Origin of the sequence: Klenkia sesuvii, from assembly GCF_037083825.1 — a bacterium.
In the GTDB taxonomy this organism is placed as follows: domain Bacteria; phylum Actinomycetota; class Actinomycetes; order Mycobacteriales; family Geodermatophilaceae; genus Klenkia; species Klenkia sesuvii.
Map to the genome: position 1 here is coordinate 171,918 of NZ_JBAPLU010000006.1, position 18,916 is coordinate 190,833.

General features: G+C 72.7%; 17 protein-coding genes. 14 read left to right on the forward strand and 3 right to left on the reverse strand.

Going from position 1 to position 18,916, the window contains the following annotated elements; genetic code table 11:
• The first annotated feature begins 2 nt into the window (after nt 1–2).
• From efeB to TEK04_RS08260, 5 genes are all read left to right on the forward strand, one after another.
• Nucleotides 3–1,244, forward strand: coding sequence for an iron uptake transporter deferrochelatase/peroxidase subunit (gene efeB, locus TEK04_RS08240; protein WP_336403844.1), 1,242 nt, complete (start codon nt 3–5; stop codon nt 1,242–1,244).
• An 11-nt stretch (nt 1,245–1,255) separates the two neighbouring features.
• Entirely contained in the window at nt 1,256–1,759 is a 504-nt protein-coding gene (locus TEK04_RS08245) for a putative immunity protein (protein WP_336403845.1), read from the forward strand.
• Between the two features lie 142 nt (nt 1,760–1,901).
• Nucleotides 1,902–2,072 carry a type II toxin-antitoxin system Phd/YefM family antitoxin gene (locus TEK04_RS08250; protein WP_336403846.1) on the forward strand — a complete coding sequence of 57 codons (171 nt, stop codon included), beginning with the start codon at nt 1,902–1,904 and terminating at the stop codon, nt 2,070–2,072.
• A 122-nt stretch (nt 2,073–2,194) separates the two neighbouring features.
• Nucleotides 2,195–2,563, forward strand: coding sequence for a PIN domain-containing protein (locus TEK04_RS08255; RefSeq protein ID WP_336403847.1), 369 nt, complete (start codon nt 2,195–2,197; stop codon nt 2,561–2,563).
• Nucleotides 2,564–2,607: 44 nt separating this feature from the next.
• Nucleotides 2,608–4,257, forward strand: coding sequence for a protein kinase domain-containing protein (locus TEK04_RS08260; RefSeq protein ID WP_336403848.1), 1,650 nt, complete (start codon nt 2,608–2,610; stop codon nt 4,255–4,257).
• A gap of 12 nt (nt 4,258–4,269) precedes the next feature.
• On the opposite strand, the gene TEK04_RS08265 is transcribed toward TEK04_RS08260, so the two are convergent.
• Nucleotides 4,270–4,887 (reverse strand): hypothetical protein, encoded by a 618-nt coding sequence (locus TEK04_RS08265; protein ID WP_336403849.1) that lies wholly within the window; start codon nt 4,885–4,887, stop codon nt 4,270–4,272.
• A gap of 34 nt (nt 4,888–4,921) precedes the next feature.
• Here TEK04_RS08265 and TEK04_RS08270 point away from each other — a divergent pair, with 34 nt between their 5' ends.
• From TEK04_RS08270 to TEK04_RS08295, 6 genes are read left to right on the forward strand one after another with little or no spacing between them, the layout of a single operon-like run.
• Nucleotides 4,922–6,199 (forward strand): competence/damage-inducible protein A, encoded by a 1,278-nt coding sequence (locus TEK04_RS08270; RefSeq protein WP_336403850.1) that lies wholly within the window; start codon nt 4,922–4,924, stop codon nt 6,197–6,199.
• Between the two features lie 40 nt (nt 6,200–6,239).
• Entirely contained in the window at nt 6,240–6,629 is a 390-nt protein-coding gene (locus TEK04_RS08275) for an SRPBCC family protein (protein WP_336403851.1), read from the forward strand.
• 48 nt (nt 6,630–6,677) lie between these two features.
• Nucleotides 6,678–8,306 (forward strand): acyl-CoA dehydrogenase family protein, encoded by a 1,629-nt coding sequence (locus tag TEK04_RS08280; protein WP_336403852.1) that lies wholly within the window; start codon nt 6,678–6,680, stop codon nt 8,304–8,306.
• A gap of 19 nt (nt 8,307–8,325) precedes the next feature.
• The gene (locus TEK04_RS08285; RefSeq protein WP_336403853.1) at nt 8,326–8,802 is read left to right on the forward strand and encodes a DnaJ family domain-containing protein; all 477 of its coding nucleotides are present in this window, start codon (nt 8,326–8,328) and stop codon (nt 8,800–8,802) included.
• Between the two features lie 20 nt (nt 8,803–8,822).
• The gene (locus tag TEK04_RS08290) at nt 8,823–10,286 is read left to right on the forward strand and encodes a type I restriction-modification system subunit M (protein ID WP_336403854.1); all 1,464 of its coding nucleotides are present in this window, start codon (nt 8,823–8,825) and stop codon (nt 10,284–10,286) included.
• Nucleotides 10,283–11,440: a restriction endonuclease subunit S gene (locus tag TEK04_RS08295; protein ID WP_336403855.1), complete on the forward strand. Its 1,158-nt coding sequence runs from the start codon at nt 10,283–10,285 to the stop codon at nt 11,438–11,440. The genes TEK04_RS08290 and TEK04_RS08295 overlap by 4 nt, the downstream gene beginning before the upstream one ends.
• Nucleotides 11,441–11,449: 9 nt before the next feature.
• Here the strand turns inward: TEK04_RS08295 and TEK04_RS08300 are convergent, their stop codons facing one another.
• Nucleotides 11,450–12,823 (reverse strand): HNH endonuclease signature motif containing protein, encoded by a 1,374-nt coding sequence (locus tag TEK04_RS08300; protein WP_336403856.1) that lies wholly within the window; start codon nt 12,821–12,823, stop codon nt 11,450–11,452.
• Nucleotides 12,824–13,060: 237 nt separating this feature from the next.
• Here TEK04_RS08300 and TEK04_RS08305 point away from each other — a divergent pair, with 237 nt between their 5' ends.
• The 3 genes from TEK04_RS08305 (at nt 13,061) to TEK04_RS08315 (ending at nt 18,331) form a co-directional block, all read left to right on the forward strand.
• Nucleotides 13,061–16,480: a DEAD/DEAH box helicase family protein gene (locus tag TEK04_RS08305; RefSeq protein ID WP_336403857.1), complete on the forward strand. Its 3,420-nt coding sequence runs from the start codon at nt 13,061–13,063 to the stop codon at nt 16,478–16,480.
• 77 nt (nt 16,481–16,557) lie between these two features.
• Nucleotides 16,558–17,574, forward strand: a complete 1,017-nt coding sequence (locus tag TEK04_RS08310; RefSeq protein WP_336403858.1) for an EcsC family protein — start codon at nt 16,558–16,560, stop codon at nt 17,572–17,574.
• 82 nt (nt 17,575–17,656) lie between these two features.
• Nucleotides 17,657–18,331 carry a GNAT family N-acetyltransferase gene (locus TEK04_RS08315; RefSeq protein WP_336403859.1) on the forward strand — a complete coding sequence of 225 codons (675 nt, stop codon included), beginning with the start codon at nt 17,657–17,659 and terminating at the stop codon, nt 18,329–18,331.
• Between the two features lie 47 nt (nt 18,332–18,378).
• Here TEK04_RS08315 and TEK04_RS08320 read toward each other — a convergent pair whose 3' ends face one another.
• Nucleotides 18,379–18,906, reverse strand: a complete 528-nt coding sequence (locus TEK04_RS08320; protein ID WP_336403860.1) for an NUDIX domain-containing protein — start codon at nt 18,904–18,906, stop codon at nt 18,379–18,381.
• Between the last annotated feature and the right edge of the window lie 10 nt (nt 18,907–18,916).

Here is an 18,916-nt window from a genome sequence, read left to right on the forward strand (position 1 = left end):
TCATGAAGCTCTCCCGACGCGACTTCTTCGGCGCGGCCGGCGTCGGCGCGGCCGGTGTCGTCGCCCTCGGAGCCGGTGGCGTCGCGGCCGGCCGAGCGGCGTCGGCGGTCGAGGGCGGCGCCGCGGCCGGGTCGACCACCGGTGGGGCGGTGCCCTTCGAGGGCACCCACCAGGCGGGCATCACCACCCCGGCCCAGGACCGGCTGCACTTCGTCGCCTTCGACGTCACCACCGACGACCGCGCGACCCTGGTGCGGATGCTGCAGGCCTGGACCGAGGCGGCCCGCCGGATGACCCGCGGTGAGGACGCCGGCCCGGTCGGCGCGGTGACCGGCAACGAGTACGCCCCGCCGGACGACACCGGCGAGGCCATCGGCCTGCCCCCGGCCGGGTTGACGCTGACCATCGGGTTCGGACCCACGCTCTTCCGCACCGCCGACGGCGTCGACCGGTTCGGCCTGGCCGACCGGCAGCCGGCCGAGCTGGTCGAGCTGCCCGCCTTCGCCGGTGAGGAGCTGCGGCCGGAGATCAGCGGCGGTGACCTCTGCGTCCAGGCGTGCGCCGACGACCCGCAGGTCGCCGTCCACGCGGTGCGCAACCTGGCCCGCATCGGCCAGGGGGTGGTCGGCGTCCGGTGGTCGCAGCTGGGGTTCGGCCGGACGTCGTCGACGACGTCGGACCAGTCCACCCCGCGCAACCTGTTCGGGTTCAAGGACGGCACCGACAACCTCAAGGCCGACCAGCCGCAGGCGCTCGACCGGTTCGTCTGGGTCTCGGGCACCGGTACCTGGATGGACGGCGGTTCCTACCTGGTGAGCCGCCGCATCCGCATGCTGATCGAGGTCTGGGACCGGCAGAACCTGCGCGACCAGCAGGACACCATCGGCCGCACCAAGGGCAGCGGTGCCCCGATCGGCGCCACCGAGGAGTTCGACCCCGTCGACCTGGGCGCGCTGCCGCCGACCTCACACGTGGCCCTGGCCCACCCCAGCAACGCCGGGACGGCGATCCTGCGGCGCGGGTACAGCTTCGTCGACGGGTCCGACGGGCTGGGGCGGCTGGACGCCGGGCTGTTCTTCCTCTGCTACCAGTCCGACCCGGCCACCGGGTTCGTGCAGGTGCAGCGCAACCTGCGCACCGACAAGATGAATGAGTACGTCAAGCACACGTCCTCAGGGGTCTTCGCCTGCCCGCCGGGCCTGTCCGGCCCCGACGACTGGTGGGGCTCGGGCCTGTTCGCCTGATGGTCGCCGCCGTGGACCTGACCCTGGACGACATCCGGGCGGTGGTGGCGTTCGCCGCCGACTGCGCCGACCTCGTGCTGCCCGGGTTCGAGGACGCGGTGCCCGACGACGTCCGACCGCGGGAGGCGCTCGCCGCGGCGCGGACGTTCGCCGGGGGCGGCCCGCGCACCGTTGCGCAGCGGACGGCGGCCTTCGCCGCCCACCGGGCCGCGGAGGCGGCCCCCACCGAGGTCGCCCGGCTCGGCGCGCAGGCGTGCGGAGACGCAGCGGCCGCGGCCTACCTGCACCCCCTCGCGCAGGCGACCCAGGTGGGGCACGTCCTGCGGTCGGCTGCGTGCGCAGCGCGGGTGGCCGAGCTGACCGGCTCGGGTGCCGGGGTCGCGGACCTGGCCGGGCGCGCGGGCCCCCGGGTGCGTGCGGTGCTGCTGCGCTACCCGGCCGCACCGGGCGGGCGGTCGCGGCCGGCCCGGCTCGTGGCCGAGTTGGACGCAGCGGTCCGGGGCCTGCCCGGCTGACCGATGTCGCCGGGCAGGCGTTCTAGGAGTGCACCGCTGGTCGGACGCCCCACCAGCCGGGGACGGCGATCGGTGGCGTCGGAGTTCCTCCGCCTGACAGGTGGTCCCCGTGTAGGTACGTAGGTACTGATCGGGAGGTGTCATGGCGATCATCACGGCTCGAGAGTTCAACCAGGACGTCAGCGCCGCCAAGCGCGCCGCTGGTCGTGCGCCGGTGGTCATCACCGACCGTGGCCGGCCGTCGCACGTGCTGCTGTCCATCGAGACCTACGAGCAGTTGTGGGCGGCGGGCGGGACATCGTCGACCTGCTGAGCGCGGACGACGACGTCGACCTCGAGCCGGGCCGGGCCACCATCGACCTCAGGGTCCCCGACCTGTGACCTACCTGCTGGACACGGACGTCGTCGGCGAACTGCGCAAAGTCGACCCGGCGCATGGACGCCCGGGTGCAGGCGTGGGCGCGCGGGCAGGTGGCGCACAACCTCTTCATCAGCGCGATCACCGTGCTCGGGGTCGAGATCGGCGTGGAGCGGGTCGCACGCCGGGACCCGGACCGGGGAGCTGTGCTGCGCCGGTGGCTGGAGGACGGACTGCTGCCGGCGTTCGGCGGGCGCGTGCTGCCGGTCGACGTGCCGGTCGTCCGACGCGCCGCCTCGATGCGCGTCCCCGATCCACGGCCGGAGCGGGACGCCCTCATCGCGGCGACGGCTGCCGTGGCGGACTTCGTGGTGGTCACCCGCAACACGGCCGACTTCGCCCCGCTAGGGGTGCCCCTTCTCGATCCCTGGGCGGCGGGTTCCTGACACCGGATCGCCGCGGCTGCCTCGGCCAGGCACCATGGTCGCCGATGTCCACGGCGATGCAGGTCCTCGGTGGTCGGTACGAGCTGCGCTCCCGTGTGGGCTCCGGCGGCATGGGCCAGGTGTGGCGCGGCCACGACCAGCGGCTGGGCCGGCCGGTCGCCGTGAAGGTGCTGCGCAGCGAGTACGCGGGCGAGTCCGAGTTCCTCGGCCGCTTCCGGGCCGAGGCCCGGCACGCCGCGCTGCTGGCCCACCGCAACGTGGTCGCGGTGTACGACTACGGGGAGACCACCGCCGCCGACGGCGAGGCCCTGGCCTACCTGGTGATGGAGCTGGTGCTCGGCGAGTCGCTGGCCGCCGTGCGCCGGCGGCTGGGGGCACTGCCGCCGGAGCAGGTGGTCGAGGTGGTGGCCCAGGCCGCCGCCGGGCTGGGTGCGGCGCACGAGATGGGGGTCGTGCACCGCGACGTGAAGCCGGCGAACCTGCTGCTGCGGCCCGACGGGTCGGTCGCGGTCACCGACTTCGGCATCTCGTGGTCGGCCGAGAGCGTCGCGCTCACCCGCACCGGGCAGGTCATCGGCACCGCGCACTACCTGTCGCCGGAGCAGGCGCGCGGCGAGGCGGCCACCCCCGCCAGCGACGTCTACGCGCTCGGCATGGTCGCCTACGAGCTGCTCGCCGGCCGTCGCGCCTTCGAGGGCGCCAGCTCGGTCGCGGTGGCGCTGCGCCAGATCCGGGACGAACCCGAGCAGCTCCCGGACTCCGTACCGGCGCCGGTGCGCGAGCTGGTGGCCGCGATGCTGGTCAAGGACGCCGCCGCGCGGCTGCCCGACGGGGACGCCGTGGTCGCCGCGGCGGCCCGGGCCCGTCCCGGCGCCGGCGAGGAACCCACCGAGCTGCTGGACCTGGTGCCACCGGCCGGGGTCACCGCGCTGCTCGACCCCGGCCTCGTGCCCACCACCGCCGCCGGGGCCGGCGGCGACGGCGCGACGGCCGCCTCGGCCGCCGCGGTCCCCACCGGCTCGGTGGCCACGGCGGGGACGGCGACCACGGGTGCGACCCGGCGTCGGCGAGGGCTGGTGCCGGCCGGCGTCCTCGCCGCGCTGCTGCTGGTGGGTGGCGGTACGGCGGCGCTGCTGGGGCTCGGCGGCTCCACCGCGCCCGGGGGCGCCACGGCCTCGGCCGCCACCAGCGGCTCGGCGAGCGGCTCGACCGAGGGGGTGGCGACCCCCGCTCCCGTCGTCCTCGACGGCGCGGACTACGTGGGCCGCCCGCTCGAGGAGGTGACCGCGGAGCTGACCGCGCTCGGGCTCGCGGTGGTCCCCGAGGAGGTCGTCGGCGACGGGACCGGCGCCGGGCTGGTGACCGCGGTGGACCCCACCGGTACGCCACTGACCGCCGGCAGCTCGGTCACCGTGCGCTACGCCTCGGCCGCCGTCCCCACGACCGAGGCGCCGACCGAGGCTCCGACCGAGGCTCCGGCGCAGCCACCGGCGCCGGTGACCCAGGTCAACACCGTGGCCCCGGCGCCGCAGGCGCCCGCGCCGACCGCGGTCGAGCCCCCGGCGGGACCCGGACCGCGACCGGGCACCGGGAACGGCGGCGGCAACCCGGGCAACGGGAACGGCAACGGCAACGGCAACGCGGGGAACGGCAACGCCGGCGGGAACGGGAACGGCCGGGGCGGCCCGGGCTGAGCGACCTGCGCGTCAGGAGGCTCGGCGGCGCGCCAGCCAGACGCCGCCGGCCAGCAGCACGGTGGCCAGGGTCAGCACGAACCCCCGGTTGCTGGCCGCCGCGCCGGTGAACACGACCACCAGCACCCAGAACAGGCCGACCCCGGCGGCGCCGGCGGCACCCAGCTGCCAGGCCTGGGTGCGGTCCAGACCCCCGCGGCTGGGGACGTGCGGGACCAGGGCGAGCAGCCCGGCCAGCGTGGCGAAGACCGCCCACGCGGGGAGGGCGGTCCACGCGGAGGCGGCACCGGAGACTGGGGCCAGCGACAGCCCGAGGAGCAGGAGCACGAGCCCGACCACGCCGACCACGCTCGCGGTGAGGGCGGCCCGGTCGGCGGTGCTGCGGTCCCGCGGACCGCGCGGGCCCCGTGGCCGCGCGCCCACGCGCGGGCCGGTCGAGACCTCCGGGCCCGGCAGCGGCGGCGGGGCCGGGAAGGCGCCCTCCATCGGCCCGGTCGGCTGCGGCGGGTACGCCGGGTCGTAGGCCGGCTCGGTGGCGTGCGGCGGGTGGGCCGGGTCGTACGGCGGCTCCGGCTGGCGGCCGGGGACGTTCTCGGCCGAGGGCTGCGGGGGGTACGGCGGCTGGCTCACGCGGGCCACCGTAGCGGCGCCTACTGTCGGATCCGTGGGAGCACGCGCAGGGATCGTCGTCACCGGCACCGAGGTCCTGACCGGCCGGGTCACCGACCGCAACGGTCCGTGGCTGGCCGAGCAGCTGCGCCGGCGGGGGCTGGACGTCGGTCAGGTGGTCGTCGTCGGCGACCGGCCCGAGGACCTGCGCTCGGCGTTGTCCCACCTCTCGTCGACCAACGACCTGGTGCTCACCTCGGGCGGGCTCGGGCCCACCGCCGACGACCTGACCGCCGAGGTGGTCGGTGACTTCTGCGGCCGCCCGTCGGCCGTCGACGAGGAGCTGGCCGGGCGCATCGCCGCGATCGTCGAGCGCCTGATGGCCCGTCGGGGGTGGCGGGTCGACCCGGCCGCCACCGAGGCCGGCACCCGCAAGCAGGCCCGGGTGCCGCACGGCGCCGTCGTGCTGGAGCCGGTGGGCACCGCGCCGGGTCTCGTCGTCCCGCCGGCCGAGGGTGACGGACCGCCGGTCGTCGTCCTGCCCGGGCCGCCCAGCGAGCTGCAGGCGATGTGGCCGGCCGCGCTCGAGGCGGCGCCGGTCCGCGCCGTGCTGGACCGCGCGGTCGAGCTGCGGCAGGACACCCTGCGGCTGTGGGGCACCCCCGAGTCGGAGCTGGCGGCCACGCTGCGCCGGGTCGAGGACCAGCTCACCGGCCTGGAGATCACCACCTGCCTGCGCGACGGCGAGCTCGAGATCGTCACCCGCTACGCCCCCGACGCGGCCGGCGCCTACGGGCACCTGGTCGACGCGGTGCGTGCCGACTACGCGGCCACCCTGTTCAGCGAGGGCCCCGACGTCGACACCCTGGTCGCCGGCGCGCTGGAGGAGCGGTCGCTCACCGTCGCCACGGCCGAGTCGTGCACCGGCGGGCAGCTGGTGGCCCGGCTCATCGACCGTCCCGGGGCCTCGGCGTGGGTGCCGGGCGGCATCGTCTCCTACGCCAAGAGCGCCAAGGAGCAGCTGCTGGGGGTGTCGGCCGAGACCCTCGCGACGGTCGGTGCGGTCAGCCCCGAGGTGGCCCGGCAGCTCGCCGACGGCGCCCGCGCGCGGCTGGGCGCCGACGTCGGCATCGGGGTCACCGGCATCGCCGGCCCGGGCGGCGGCAGCCCCGACAAGCCTGTCGGGACGGTGCACCTGTGCGCCGTGGGTCCCGAGGGGGTGGTGACCCGCTCGCTGGTCGTCCCCGGCGACCGGGCCGCGTTCCGCGGGCGCACCGTCACCGTCGGCATGCACCTGCTCCGCGCGCTGCTGCTCGGCGGCCCACCGGCCTGATCACGTTCCACGTGGAACCCACCTGGATATGGGGGGCGGCATGAGCTCGCTGCGGCTGCACGCCACCGGAAGCGTCCACCCCGACGAGGCGTGGGACCGCTACCTGCACCCGGCCAAGTGGTCGGACTGGTCGCCGCAGATCCGGGGCGTGGAGACCGACGCCGTGCGCATCGACCCGGGCGTCACCGGCCGGGTCGTGGGCCCGCTCGGGCTCCGGGCGCCCTTCGTCGTCGACGCCGTGGACGACGCGGCCCGGGAGTGGACCTGGTCGGTCGACATCGGCCCGGGCACGCTGGTCCTCGTGCACTGGGTGCGTCCCGGGCCCGACGGCGGGACGACGACCGGCCTGCGGGTGTCCGGGCCGCTCCTGCCGGTCGTGGGCTACGTGCCGCTGGCCGCCTTCGCGCTGCAGCGGCTGGTCCGTCCCTGACCCGGCTCGACCGCCGCCGGCCGTCGGGCCGGGCCGTAGGGTCACGGGGTGCACGCGACCCACACGGTGACCAACCAGGTGCCGCCGCTGGTCGGGCACGACCCGGTCGGCGGGGACACCGCGCTGGTCGAGGCGTGCCTGCGGCACGCCGACGAGCTGACCCTGGACTCGCTGGAGGACCTCGGCGCGCTGGCCGGCAGCGACCAGGCCGCCGAGTGGGGCCGGCAGGCGAACGAGAACCCCCCGGTGCTGCGCACCCACGACCGCACCGGGCACCGCATCGACGAGGTCGAGTTCCACCCGTCCTGGCACGAGCTGATGAGCGCCGCCGTGGGCCACGGGCTGGCCGGCACCCCGTGGGCTCTGGCCGCGGCCGGCGACGCCCACGCGCACGTGCGCCGTGCGGTCGGCTACCTGGGCTGGACGCAGGTGGAGGCCGGCCACGGCTGCCCGGTGACGATGACCTACGCCGTCGTCCCCGCGCTGCGCCGGGCACCCGAGCTCGCCGTGGTCTTCGAGCCCGGGCTGACCTCGACGTCCTACGAGTTCGGCCTGGCCGACCCGCGCACCAAGGCCGGCCTGGTCGCCGGGATGGGCATGACCGAGAAGCAGGGCGGTTCCGACGTGCGGGCCGGGACCACCCGCGCGGTCGCCCGCATCGACGGCACCTATCACCTCACCGGGCACAAGTGGTTCACGTCGGCGCCGATGAGCGACCTGTTCCTGGTGCTGGCGCAGACCGAGGAGGGCGTCTCCTGCTTCCTGGTGCCGCGCATGCTGCCCGACGGCGAGCGCAACGTGTTCCGGTTGCAGCGCCTCAAGGACAAGCTGGGCGACCGTGCCAACGCCTCCTCGGAGGTCGAGTTCGACCGGACGGTGGGCTGGCTGGTCGGGGAGCCCGGCCGCGGGGTGCGGGCCATCCTCGACATGGTCACCACCACCCGGCTGGACTGCGTGCTGGGCTCGGCCGCCACGGTCCGCGCGGCGCTGACCCAGGCCCTGCACCACGCCCGGCACCGGTCGGCGTTCGGTGCGCTGCTGGTCGACCAGCCGCTCATGCAGAACGTGCTGGCCGACGTCGCGGTGGAGAGCGAGGCCGCCACCGCGCTGGCGATCCGGCTGGCCGCCGCGCAGGACGCCGGCGAGGCAGACTTCCTGCGGCTGGCCGGCGCGGCCGCCAAGTTCTTCGTCTGCAAGCGCACGCCGGCCGTGGTGGCCGAGGCCCTCGAGGTGCTCGGCGGCAACGGGTACGTCGAGGAGTCGGTGCTGCCCCGGCTCTACCGGCAGGCGCCGCTGAACTCGATCTGGGAGGGCAGCGGCAACGTCATCGCCCTCGACGTGCTGCGGGCGATGGAGCGCGACTCCGCCTCGGTGGCCGCCGTGCTGGCCGAGGTCGAGGCCGCGACCGGGGCCGACGACCGGTTCGACGCCGCGGTCGCCGGCCTGCGCGCCGAGCTCGCCGACCCCGCCGACCTGGCGTTCCGCGCCCGGCGGGTGGCCGGCCAGCTGGCGCTGTGCCTGCAGGGCTCGCTGCTGCTGCAACACGCCCCGGGTGCGGTGGCCGACGCCTTCTGCGCCACCCGGCTGGCCGGTGACCGGGGCAGCGTGCTGGGCACCCTCCCCGCCAGCACCGCGGTCACCGAGATCGTCGACCGCGCGGTGGTCGCGCCCGCCTGAGGCTGGGACGATCGGCGGGGTGACGCAGCGCAAGCCCGAGGGCATGGCGTTCGAGACCTGGGTCGAGCACCAGATCCGGACGGCGGACGAGCGGGGTGACTTCGCCGACCTGCCCGGTGCCGGCAAGCCCCTCCCGCGGCGCGACGGGCCCGAGGACACCTACGCCTGGGCGATGGCCTGGGCCCGCCGGCAGGAGCCCGACGCCTCGTTCCTGCCGCCGTCCCTGGCGCTGGGCCGCGAGCGCGACGACCTGCCCGGCCGGCTGGCCGGCCTCACCAGCGAGGACCGGGTGCGCGCCGCCGTCCGCGAGTTCAACGCCCGGGTGGCCGCCGCCTGGCGGCAACCGCTGGACGGGCCGCCGCTGGTGGTCCGCATGCACGACGAGGAGGAGCGGGTGGCCGAGTGGCGGGCGCACCGGCCGCCCCCCGCCGAGCCCGAGCAGGTGGACGCGCAGCAACCGCCACGCCGCGGTGGGTGGTGGCGCAGGCGCCGGTGAGTGCCGGTTACGGTCGGTCGGTGACGGTGCTCCAGGGGTCGGTCAAGTCCACGATCGACCGGGTGTGGGACTCGTTCTGGTCCGGCGGGATCTCGAACCCGCTGGAGGTGATCGAGCAGATCACCTACCTGCTGTTCATCCGCAGGCTGGACAACCTGCAGACCAACGCCGAGGCGCGGGCGAAGCTCACCGGCAAGCCGGTGCAGAACCCGGTGTTCGGCCCGGACGAGCAGAACCTGCGCTGGCAGTACCTCAAGAACGAGGAGCCCGGCGTCATGCATGCGCTGGTCGCGCAGGGTGTGTTCCCGTTCCTGCAGCGGCTTGGTGGCGACGACTCCACCTACGCGCACCACATGCGGGATGCCCGGTTCACCATTCCCACGCCCGCGCTGCTGGCCCGGGTGGTCGACATGCTCGACGAGCTGCCGATGGAGGACCGGGACACCAATGGCGATCTGTACGAGTACATGCTGGGCAAGATCGCCACGGCCGGGCACAACGGCCAGTTCCGGACGCCGCGGCACATCATCGAGCTGATGGTCGCGATGACGGCGCCCAAGCCGGGCGATACCATCTGCGACCCGGCCTGCGGGACGGCCGGATTTCTGGTGGCGGCGGGGGAGTACCTGCGCCGTGAGCATGCGGGGCTCTTCCACGACGCCGGCGCCAGTCGGCAGTTCCACCACGAGATGTTCCACGGCTACGACTTTGACTCGACGATGCTGCGCATCGGCAGCATGAACATGCTGCTGCACGGGGTCGAGCAGCCCGACATCCGCTATCGCGACTCGTTGAGCGAGGGCGCCAGCGGTGACGAGGGCAGGTACTCGTTGATCCTGGCGAACCCGCCGTTCGCCGGCAGCCTGGATGCCGAGACGGTGGCCAAGGATCTGCAGAAGGTCGTGAAGACCCGCAAGACCGAGTTGCTGTTCATGGCGCTGTTCCTCAGGCTGCTCAAGCCCGGTGGCCGCGCGGCGGTGATCGTGCCCGACGGCGTGCTGTTCGGGTCGTCGACGGCGCACAAGGCGTTGCGCCGGATGCTGGTCGAGGACCAGAAGCTGGACGGCGTGGTGAAGCTGCCCAGTGGTGTGTTCAAGCCGTACGCCGGGGTGTCGACGGCGATCCTCTTCTTCACCCGCACCGACTCGGGCGGCACCGAGGATGTCTGGTTCTACGACGTGCGCGCCGACGGCTTCACCCTCGACGACAAGCGGAACCCGACGATGGCGAACGACCTGCCGGACGCCCTGGCCCGCTGGGCCGAGCGCGACAGCGAACGCGAGCGTGCCCGCACCGAGCAGAGCTTCACCGTGACCAAGGCCGACATCGTCGCCCAGGGCTACGACCTCTCCCTGAACCGCTACAAGGAGGTCGTCCACGAGGAGGTCGAGTACCGCGACCCGCTGGAGATCATCGCCGAGCTGGAGCAGATGGAGAAGGAGATCCAACAGGGCCTGGCGGAGCTGAAGGCCATACTGTCGTGAATTGGCCGGTCGTATCCCTCGGTGAGGTTGCTGCCATAGACCGAGTCAGTGCAGATCCGACCACCCTCGATCCCTCGACTCCTTATGTGGGCCTTGAGGACATCGAGCGAGGCGGGCGGCTGATCGGGCGCCGATCCATCGGAGAAGCGCAGGTAACTAGCAATAAATTTCGTTTCGACGCACCGCACGTCCTTTTCGGCAAACTGAGGCCGAACTTGGCTAAGATTGCTCGGCCCAACTATTCCGGTGTGTGCAGTACAGATATCCTGCCCATTCGGGTCGGCAACCGATTGGATGCCGGCTACCTGACCCACTACATGAGGCAACCAGAGGTCGTCGCCTGGTCGGCATCCCAATCGGCGGGAGCCAACCTTCCTCGGTTGAGCCCTAACGCTCTTCTTGGTCTGGTCCTGCCGCTCCCGCCGCTCGATGAGCAGCGGCGGCTTGCGGTGATCCTGGACAAGGCCGAGTCGGTGGTCCGCTCTTGGAGTCGGGCAAAATCCGCTGCAGACGGACTAGCGGGAGCAATCTTCGATCAAATGTTCGGTGACCCCGTTCGAAACATGCTGGGGTACTCCGTGCGTGAGCTCAAAGACTGGGTCGACCCTCGATCCCCGATCACCTATGGAATTCTGAAACCTGGGCCCGACGAACCCGACGGTGTTCCATACATTCGCGTTGTCGACATCCGGGACAATGAGATATTGACGGGCTCCATACGTCGGACCAGTGCGAAGATCGCGGACTCGTACCGCCGGTCGACGGTCGCTTCAGGCGATCTCGTGATATCCATACGCGGCCATGTTGGCCGGCTAGGAGTTGTGCCACCCTCTCTCGACGGTGCGAACATCACCCAGGACTCCGCGCGCCTCCGTATAGCCGGGGCCGCCGGGTCGTATGTTGCGGCCGCATTGGAGACACCTGCGATGGTCCACTGGATGGCGCAGCGCACGAAAGGAGTGGCTGTCCGCGGAATAAATATCGGCGATCTCCGGCAGGCTCCGGTGCCAGTGCCGCCAGAACCTGAGATCGAGAGATTTGCTGCGGCCAGAGCCGAGGTCCAACGTTTTCGACGAAAAGCTCTAAAGCAAATGTTCGAAGCGACCTGTCTTGCTCGATCTTTGCAGCAACGGGCCTTCTCCGGGCAGCTTTGATTCACGGTCTCACCCTTGGTGCGCGGACCACCCGACGACGATTTCGCTTGCGTCACCTCGGTACGTCCGCCATCGCCGTTCGCTCTGTTCCCACTCGACCTTGAACCCGTGATGCACCTTCGTGTGGTGCCGTTCGCACAGCAACGCGGTGTTCTCCACCGATGTCTCACCGTGATCAGCGACCCACTCCCTGACGTGGTGGGCGTCGCACCACCACGTCGGGGCTGAGCAGCCGGCGAAGACGCATCCTCCGTCGCGGGCCTCGGCGGCCTTGCGGATGTGGGCGGGCACCAAGCGCTGCGCTCGGCCGATGTTCAGCGGCATCCCGTCGGGGCCGAAGAGCACCCGGGTGATGATCGAGTCGCAGGACAGCTGCTGGGCGGTGGTGTTGGCGACGATCTGGCCCGATCCGAGCCGGGCGGCGTCGCTGACGACATCGGTGTCGAGCAGGTCCTCGGCGGAGATGGTGACCGCGACCTGGGCGCGGTGCTTGCGCAGCATCGGCACGTCGTCACCGCACGCCAGCTGGGCGTCGGCCAGCTGCACCAGGGCGTCGCCCATCTGCTGGGCGTGGTTGCGGTCGTCGTCGGCGATCCGGCCGGCCTGCTGGAAGGCTGTCAGCACGGTGGACACCTTCTCGAAGCCGAGGGCGTCGAGCCGTCCGTGGATGGTGCCGCCGCCCGACGCCGAGGGCGTGAGATGCAGCTCGCGCTGCTTCGTCGGGTCGGGCTCGGGGCCGTCGGGGTCGATCCAGTCGAGCAGTCGCTTGGTCACCGCGGGGAGCGCTTCTGGTGAAGTGCCCGTGGCGGTGTCAAGGAGTGTCTGCTCGATCTCGGCGACGTCGGCGCCCAGCTCAGCCGCCGCGCTCAGCCGGGCGGGTGTCGCGACAGCTGCGACCACGGCCGTCTGGTCTGGGGTCACGCGCCCTTCGACGGCAGCCGCGGCCCAGGCCGGCAGCTGCTCCAGGGTGCGCCCGGCACGCACGGCACGGGCTGCCGTCGCCGGGGAGACGTTCAGGTGGCCGACCTGCCATGACTTCATGCTCTTGTGGCCGTCGAACTCGGCGGCCTGCGCGCACTCGGCGGCCCGGACGGCCTGCGCCCGAGCGGCGTCGACGACGTTCTGCAGCTGGGTCAGACCGCGCACCCGGGCCAGCAACTCGGCCGCCTGCACCGCCGAGCCGCCGGCGGGTTCGGCCCCGACCAGGCCCTGTGCGCTGGCCAGGACGGCCGCGATGTCGGCCGGCAGCTGCATCGACACCTGCCGGGCTGCGGCCCGCGCCGCGGCCTTCTCCTCCTCGTGCAGATCGCCACCGCCCGACGCCGAACCGCCCGCGAAGGCACCACCGTCCGGGAAGGGGTCGAAGCCGCCGTCGAGACCCACAACCCCTCCTCGTTAAGTCGAACACGTGTACGAACGATACCGCAGTCGAGGTGGTCGAGCAAGACGAAAGAGCAGCTCAGGCCGGCGATGAGCCAAGAAGACCCCGGGCGACGAAACCAGCTTCGGGACGCCGTCGTGACAGATACCCAGACGAAAACGATGGAGTCTCGTAGGGTGACGCCTCGGCCACCGTGCGACACCCGAGGCCGCTGACCGACGGGGGCAGGGCACCGACCGATGAGCAACTTCGGCTTCCTCGCGCAGGACTGGCCCGTCGTCCACGCCGACTGCGTCCGCGCCGAGTCCTACCTGGGCTCCGACCCGCGCGGCACCTGCATGTATGCGCGCCGGGCCGCCGAGCAGGTGGTCGCTCACGTCTACACGGTCGACGCGCTACCGCTGCCCTACCGGGACGACCTCGCCGGCCGCATCGCCGAGCCGGCGTTCAAGAACCGGGTGCCGCAGGGCATCACCACCAAGCTGACCTTGCTGCGCAAGCTGGGCAACACCGCCGTGCACGACAGCAAGCCCATCCCGCCCCAGGCGGCGCTCGACGCCACCCGCGAGTTGTTCCACGTGGTCGTCTGGACCGCGCAGCGCTACTCCCGTATCCCCGGCGCCGTCCCCGTCGCGGCCCGCTTCGACCCCGCTCTGGCGCGCCGAGCGGCCCCGCTCAGCCACGACGATGTCCGCAAGCTGGCGGAGAAGTTCCGCCAGCAGGACGAGGAGCACGCCCGGGCACTCCGCGAACGCGACGACCTCGCGGCGGCGCAGGCCGCCGAGATCGCCGAGCTGCGGCAGCAGATCGCCGACGCCCAGGCCGCGCACGCCGTCGCCGACACCCACGACTACGACGAGGCCACCACTCGCACGGCGCTCATCGACGAGCTGCTCCGGGAAGCCGGTTGGCAGCTCACCGATCCCCGTGACCGCGAGTACCCGGTGACGGGTCTGCCGGTCGGGTCGGGGAACGGCCGAGCGGACTACGTGCTGTGGGGTGCCGACGGGTTGCCGCTGGCGGTCGTCGAGGCGAAGCGCACGAGCGTCGACCCGAACGCCGGCCAGCATCAGGCCAAGCTGTACGCCGACGCCCTGCAGCAGATGCACGGACGCCGTCCGGTCATCTTTTGGACCAACGGCTACGAGACCTGGATGTGGGACGACGCCGCGGGCTACCCGCCGCGCCGGGTCGAGGGCTTCCGCACCGCCGACGAGCTGCACCTGCTCGTCCAGCGGCGCAGCATGCGGGCCTCCCTCGCCGACATCCCGATCAGCGACACCATCGTCGAGCGCCCGTACCAGCTCCGTGCCATCCGCGCGGTGGGCGAGGCCTTCACCGACAAGCAGCGGGCCGCGCTGCTGGTGATGGCCACGGGGTCGGGCAAGACCCGCACCGTCATCGCGTTGGTCGACCAGCTCATGCGGGCGGGATGGGTCAAGCGGGTGCTGTTCCTGGCCGACCGCCAGGTGCTGGTCAAGCAGGCGGCCAACGCCTTCAAGGCGCACCTGCCGAACGTGACCACGATCAACCTGCTCGACGAGAAGTCCGCCGACGGTCGCGTGTTCGTCTCGACCTACCCGACGATGCTCAACCTGGTCAACGCCACCGACGGCGGCCGGCGGCTCTTCGGGCCGGGCCACTTCGACCTGGTCGTGGTCGACGAGGCGCATCGGTCGGTTTACCAGAAGTACCGCGAACTGTTCAGCTGGTTCGACGCCCTGCTCGTCGGTCTGACCGCCACGCCCAAGGACGAGATCGACCGCAACACCTACTCGCTGTTCCACCTCGAGGACGGCGTCCCCACCGACGCCTACCCCCTGGGCGACGCGATCGACGACGGCTACCTCGCCCCGCCGCGGGCGTTGTCGGCCCCGACCCGGTTCCTGCGCTCGGGCATCCGGTACGACGACCTCTCCGAGGAGGAGAAGGACGAGTGGGACGCCGTCGAGTGGGGCTCGGACGACGGCGCCGCCCCGGACGGCGTCGACCCCGAGGAGCTCAACCGGTTCCTCTTCAACGCCGACACCGTCGACCGCGTGCTCGCCACGCTCATGGAGCACGGCATCAAGGTCGCGGGCGGGGACCGGCTCGGGAAGACGATCATCTTCGCGAAGAACCAGGCGCACGCCCAGTTCATCCAGCAGCGCTTCGACGACCAGTACCCGGGTTTCGGGGGTGGTTTCGCCGCCGTCATCACCCACGCGGTCGCGATGTCGGCGCACCTCATCGACGAGTTCAGCGAGCCGGAGAAGGCGCCGCACATCGCCATCTCGGTGGACATGCTCGACACCGGCGTCGACGTGCCCGAGATCGTCAACTTGGTGTTCTTCAAGCTGGTCCGCTCGGCCAGCAAGTTCTGGCAGATGATCGGCCGCGGCACCCGGCTGCGCCCGGACCTCTTCGGGCCCGGCGCACCCAAGACCGAGTTCCTGGTGCTGGACGTCTGCGGGAACGTTGAGTACTTCGGCGCCGGCATGCCGGGGACGACCGGGTCGCTGCAGAAGTCCCTCACCCAGCGCCTCTTCGAGGCCCGACTGGGGCTGGTCACCGGGCTGGACTCCCGCCTGACCGCCGACGCCGACCTCCCCGAGGTGGGCCACGGGGAGCAGTCCGAGCGGGGGCTGCGGGTCGACCTGGCCTGGGCGATGCACGACGTCGTCGTCGGCATGAACGTGCACAACGTACTGGTGCGCCCGCACCGGCAGTGGGTCGAGACCTACGCCGACTGGGCGGCCTGGCGCCGACTGGATCCGGTCAAGGCCGATGAGATCGGTCAGCACCTCGTGGGTCTGCCCACCTCGGCAGGCACGGACGACGAGGGGGCCAAGCGCTTCGACCTGCTCCTCCTCCGCTGCCAGCTGGCCCGGCTCGATGACGACGGCGTCCTGTTCGAGCGGCTGCGCACCCAGGTGGGGGACATCGCTTCGGCGCTGCTGACGCAGACGTCCATCCCGCTGGTGCAGGCGCAGGCCGAGCTGCTGGCCGAGCTGGCCGGGGACGAGTGGTGGATCGACGTCGACCTCCCGCGGCTCGAGATGGCCCGCCGCCGGGTGCGCGGGCTGGTCCGCTTCGTCGAGCGCGAGAAGCGCGCCGTCGTCTACACGGACTTCGCCGACGAGTCGGGGCCGGCCGTGCCCGTCGTCCTGCCGTTCAGCAGTCCGGGCACCGACCTGGCCCGGTTCCGGGAGAAAGCCCAGGTGTACCTGCGGCAGCACGAGGACCACGTCGCGCTGCAGCGCCTGCGCCGCAACCAGCAGCTCACCGCCATGGATCTGGCGGAGCTGGAGTCGATGCTGCTCGCCTCCGGCGCCGGGTCCCGGGAGGACATCGAACGCGCGAGCCAGGAAGCAGAAGGTCTGGGCATCTTCGTGCGGTCCCTCGTCGGGCTCGACCGCCGGGCCGCCGAGGCCGCGTTCGCCGAGTTCTCGGCCGGCACCGGCTTCAGCGCCGCGCAGCTCCGCTTCATCGAGCTCGTCGTCGACGAGCTGACCGCCAACGGCGTGATGGCCGTGGACCGGCTCTTCGACTCGCCCTTCAGCGACAACGCGCCGCAGGGCCCGCAGTCGCTGTTCGACGACGACCAGGTGAAGCGGATCGTGACAGTGCTGACCGACGTGCGACGAAGCGCGACGGCAGGAGGCATCTCGGTGGCGTGACCCCCTACGGCGAGGAGACACAGTGAATGCTGAGAGCTGGGACGACGCCGATGGAGGTCGCTACGGTGCCTGAGGAGATGTCCGACTACGACGCGCGGGCGTGGGCTGCGGTCGAGAAGTGGCGCGAGGGCAAGCTGAACGGCACCTCGAAGAGCCTTGTCCCTCGCAACGTGTCGACACGGGTCAAGCAGGTGGCCCACCGCGCGCACGAGTCGGTGGATGCGGTGCCCGGGGCCGCTCACTTCGAGGAGGCCCTGGAGAAGGCGTTCACCGGCATCTCCGACGTGGCCTCGCGTGCGGCCATGGCGAGCGTGCGTTCTGGTGCGGTGGTGTCGTCCTTCCAGAAGGCCGGACACGACGTCGAGGACGTTGACGACATCCGCGCGCTGGACCTCGATGTCATCGACAAGGTGCGGCCGCAGCTCGCTCTGGCGTACATGGCCACCGCGACCGCCGAGGGAGCGGCTGCCGGTCTCGCCGTCTCCGGCGGGGAGCTCGCCATCCTCGGCGGAGGCATCGTCGGTGCTGGGGCAGGCGCGGCTCCAGGCGCCGGGATGGTGCTGGGGACGCTGGCCGCGGATGCCGTCGCCGTCCTGGTGGGTGCCAACCGGGCGGTCGCCCACGTGGCTGCCTACTACGGCTACGACGTCCGCCAGCCCGAGGAACGGCTGATCGCTCTCGGCGTTCTAGGCCTCGGCACGGCAGCCGCCACCGGAAAGGCAGCTGCCTACCTCCAGCTCAACAAGCTCGTCCAGCAACTGGCGCGCAGGGCCACCTGGCAGCAGCTGCGGAAGAGCGCCGTCACCAAGGTCGTGGACCAGGTCTTCCTCCGGCTCGGCATGCGCTTGACCCAGCGCAAGCTCGGTCAAGCCGTACCTCTCCTGGGAGTGGTGATCGGAGCCGGTCTGAACGCCACCTTGATGCGAACGGTCGTCGACGACGCCGAGCACGTCTACCGGGAGCGGTACCTGCGGGACAAGTACGGACTGGACGCCGTCCAGCCCGCTCCCGCCACCACGGGGGACACCATCGACATCGTCGAGATTGTGGACGCCGAGATTGTCGACGATCTGGATGGTCGTTCTGCGCCATGATGCGCTGAACGTCGGCGTTCCGACACGACGAGCACGATGGTGGTGACCCACGGTGCGGGCCGGGGCGGCTAGCGTGGGCACGATGGCGATCGACCTCAGGCGGCGGTTGGGCCCGCCCCGCGCGGTGCCCGGACCGGGCCGGCAGCCCGTCGTCCCGCCGCTGGTCACCCCCCGGTTGCGCCTGCGGCCGATCCGGGCGACGGACGGCGACGCGGTCGTGGCCCTGCACGGCGACCCGGAGGTCATGCGCCACCTGGGGACCGGGCGGCCGGTGCCCCCCGCCCGGGTGCGCGACCGCGACCTGCCCCGCCTGCTGGCCCACCACGGCCCGCTGCCGCTGGGCTACTGGGCGGCCGAGGACCGGGCCACCGACGCCTTCGTCGGCTGGTTCGAGCTGCGCCCCATGGTCACCGAGTCCGTCGCCGCGGTGGAGCTGGGCTACCGGCTGCGCCGGGCGGCGTGGGGTCGCGGGCTGGCCACCGAGGGTGCCCGGGCCCTGGTCGACGCGGCCTTCACCGGCACCGACGTCGACGAGGTCGTCGCCACCACCCTGGTGGTGAACACCGGTTCGCGGCGGGTCATGGAGAAGCTGGGCCTCACCTGGCGGCGGACGTACCTGGACGACCGCACCGCACCGATCACCGGTGCCGAGCTCGGGGAGGTCGAGTACGCCCTGGCGCGGGTCGACTGGCGGCCGCGGCGGCCCGAGGCGTTCCACCGCCGGCAGCCCCGCCGCTGGGCCCCCCGCCGCGCCTGAGCCGCCCCACCGCGGCCCGTGCCTGTGCGGCCTCCTGCGGCCGGGCGTCAGGCCCGGTCCACCAGCAGCAGCGCGTAGGCCGCCAGCGTCGAGGCGTCGGTGATCCCGCCCGAGCGGATGCGGGCGACCAGCTCCCGCTCGGCGACCAGGGCCTGCACCATGTCGGCCTCGCTGGCCTCGCGCGCCGGCGGGCCCGGGGTCAGGTCGGTGGCCAGCCAGACGTCGAAGCGCTGGGTCGACAGCCCGGGTGCGTCGTCGAGCCGGCCCAGGTGACGCAGCCGCCCGGCCCGGAACCCGGTCTCCTCGGCCAGCTCGGTGCGGGCGAGGTCCTCCGCGGAGCCCGTGTGCCCGGGCGGCCACCCGCCCTGCGGGAACTCCCAGGACCGGCGACCCAGGGGGTGCCGGTACTGCTCGACGAGCCAGAACCCGTCGTCCTGGGCCGGCAGCACCACCGCGTAGTCGGGACGCTCCACCACGCCGTAGACGCCCGTGCTCCCGTCGGCCAGCACCACCGTGTCCTCGCGCACCCGTGTCCACGGGTTCCGGTACACCTCTCGGCTGCTGGTGGTCTCCACCGGCCCAGCC

Coding starts and splice junctions, on each gene's coding strand:
- efeB (WP_336403844.1), top strand. CDS start 3: ATGAAGCTCTCCCGACGCGACTTCTTCGGCGCGGCCGGCGTCGGCGCG.
- TEK04_RS08250 (WP_336403846.1), top strand. CDS start 1,902: ATGGCGATCATCACGGCTCGAGAGTTCAACCAGGACGTCAGCGCCGCC.
- TEK04_RS08255 (WP_336403847.1), top strand. CDS start 2,195: ATGGACGCCCGGGTGCAGGCGTGGGCGCGCGGGCAGGTGGCGCACAAC.
- TEK04_RS08260 (WP_336403848.1), top strand. CDS start 2,608: ATGTCCACGGCGATGCAGGTCCTCGGTGGTCGGTACGAGCTGCGCTCC.
- TEK04_RS08275 (WP_336403851.1), top strand. CDS start 6,240: ATGAGCTCGCTGCGGCTGCACGCCACCGGAAGCGTCCACCCCGACGAG.
- TEK04_RS08305 (WP_336403857.1), top strand. CDS start 13,061: ATGAGCAACTTCGGCTTCCTCGCGCAGGACTGGCCCGTCGTCCACGCC.
- TEK04_RS08310 (WP_336403858.1), top strand. CDS start 16,558: ATGTCCGACTACGACGCGCGGGCGTGGGCTGCGGTCGAGAAGTGGCGC.
- TEK04_RS08315 (WP_336403859.1), top strand. CDS start 17,657: ATGGCGATCGACCTCAGGCGGCGGTTGGGCCCGCCCCGCGCGGTGCCC.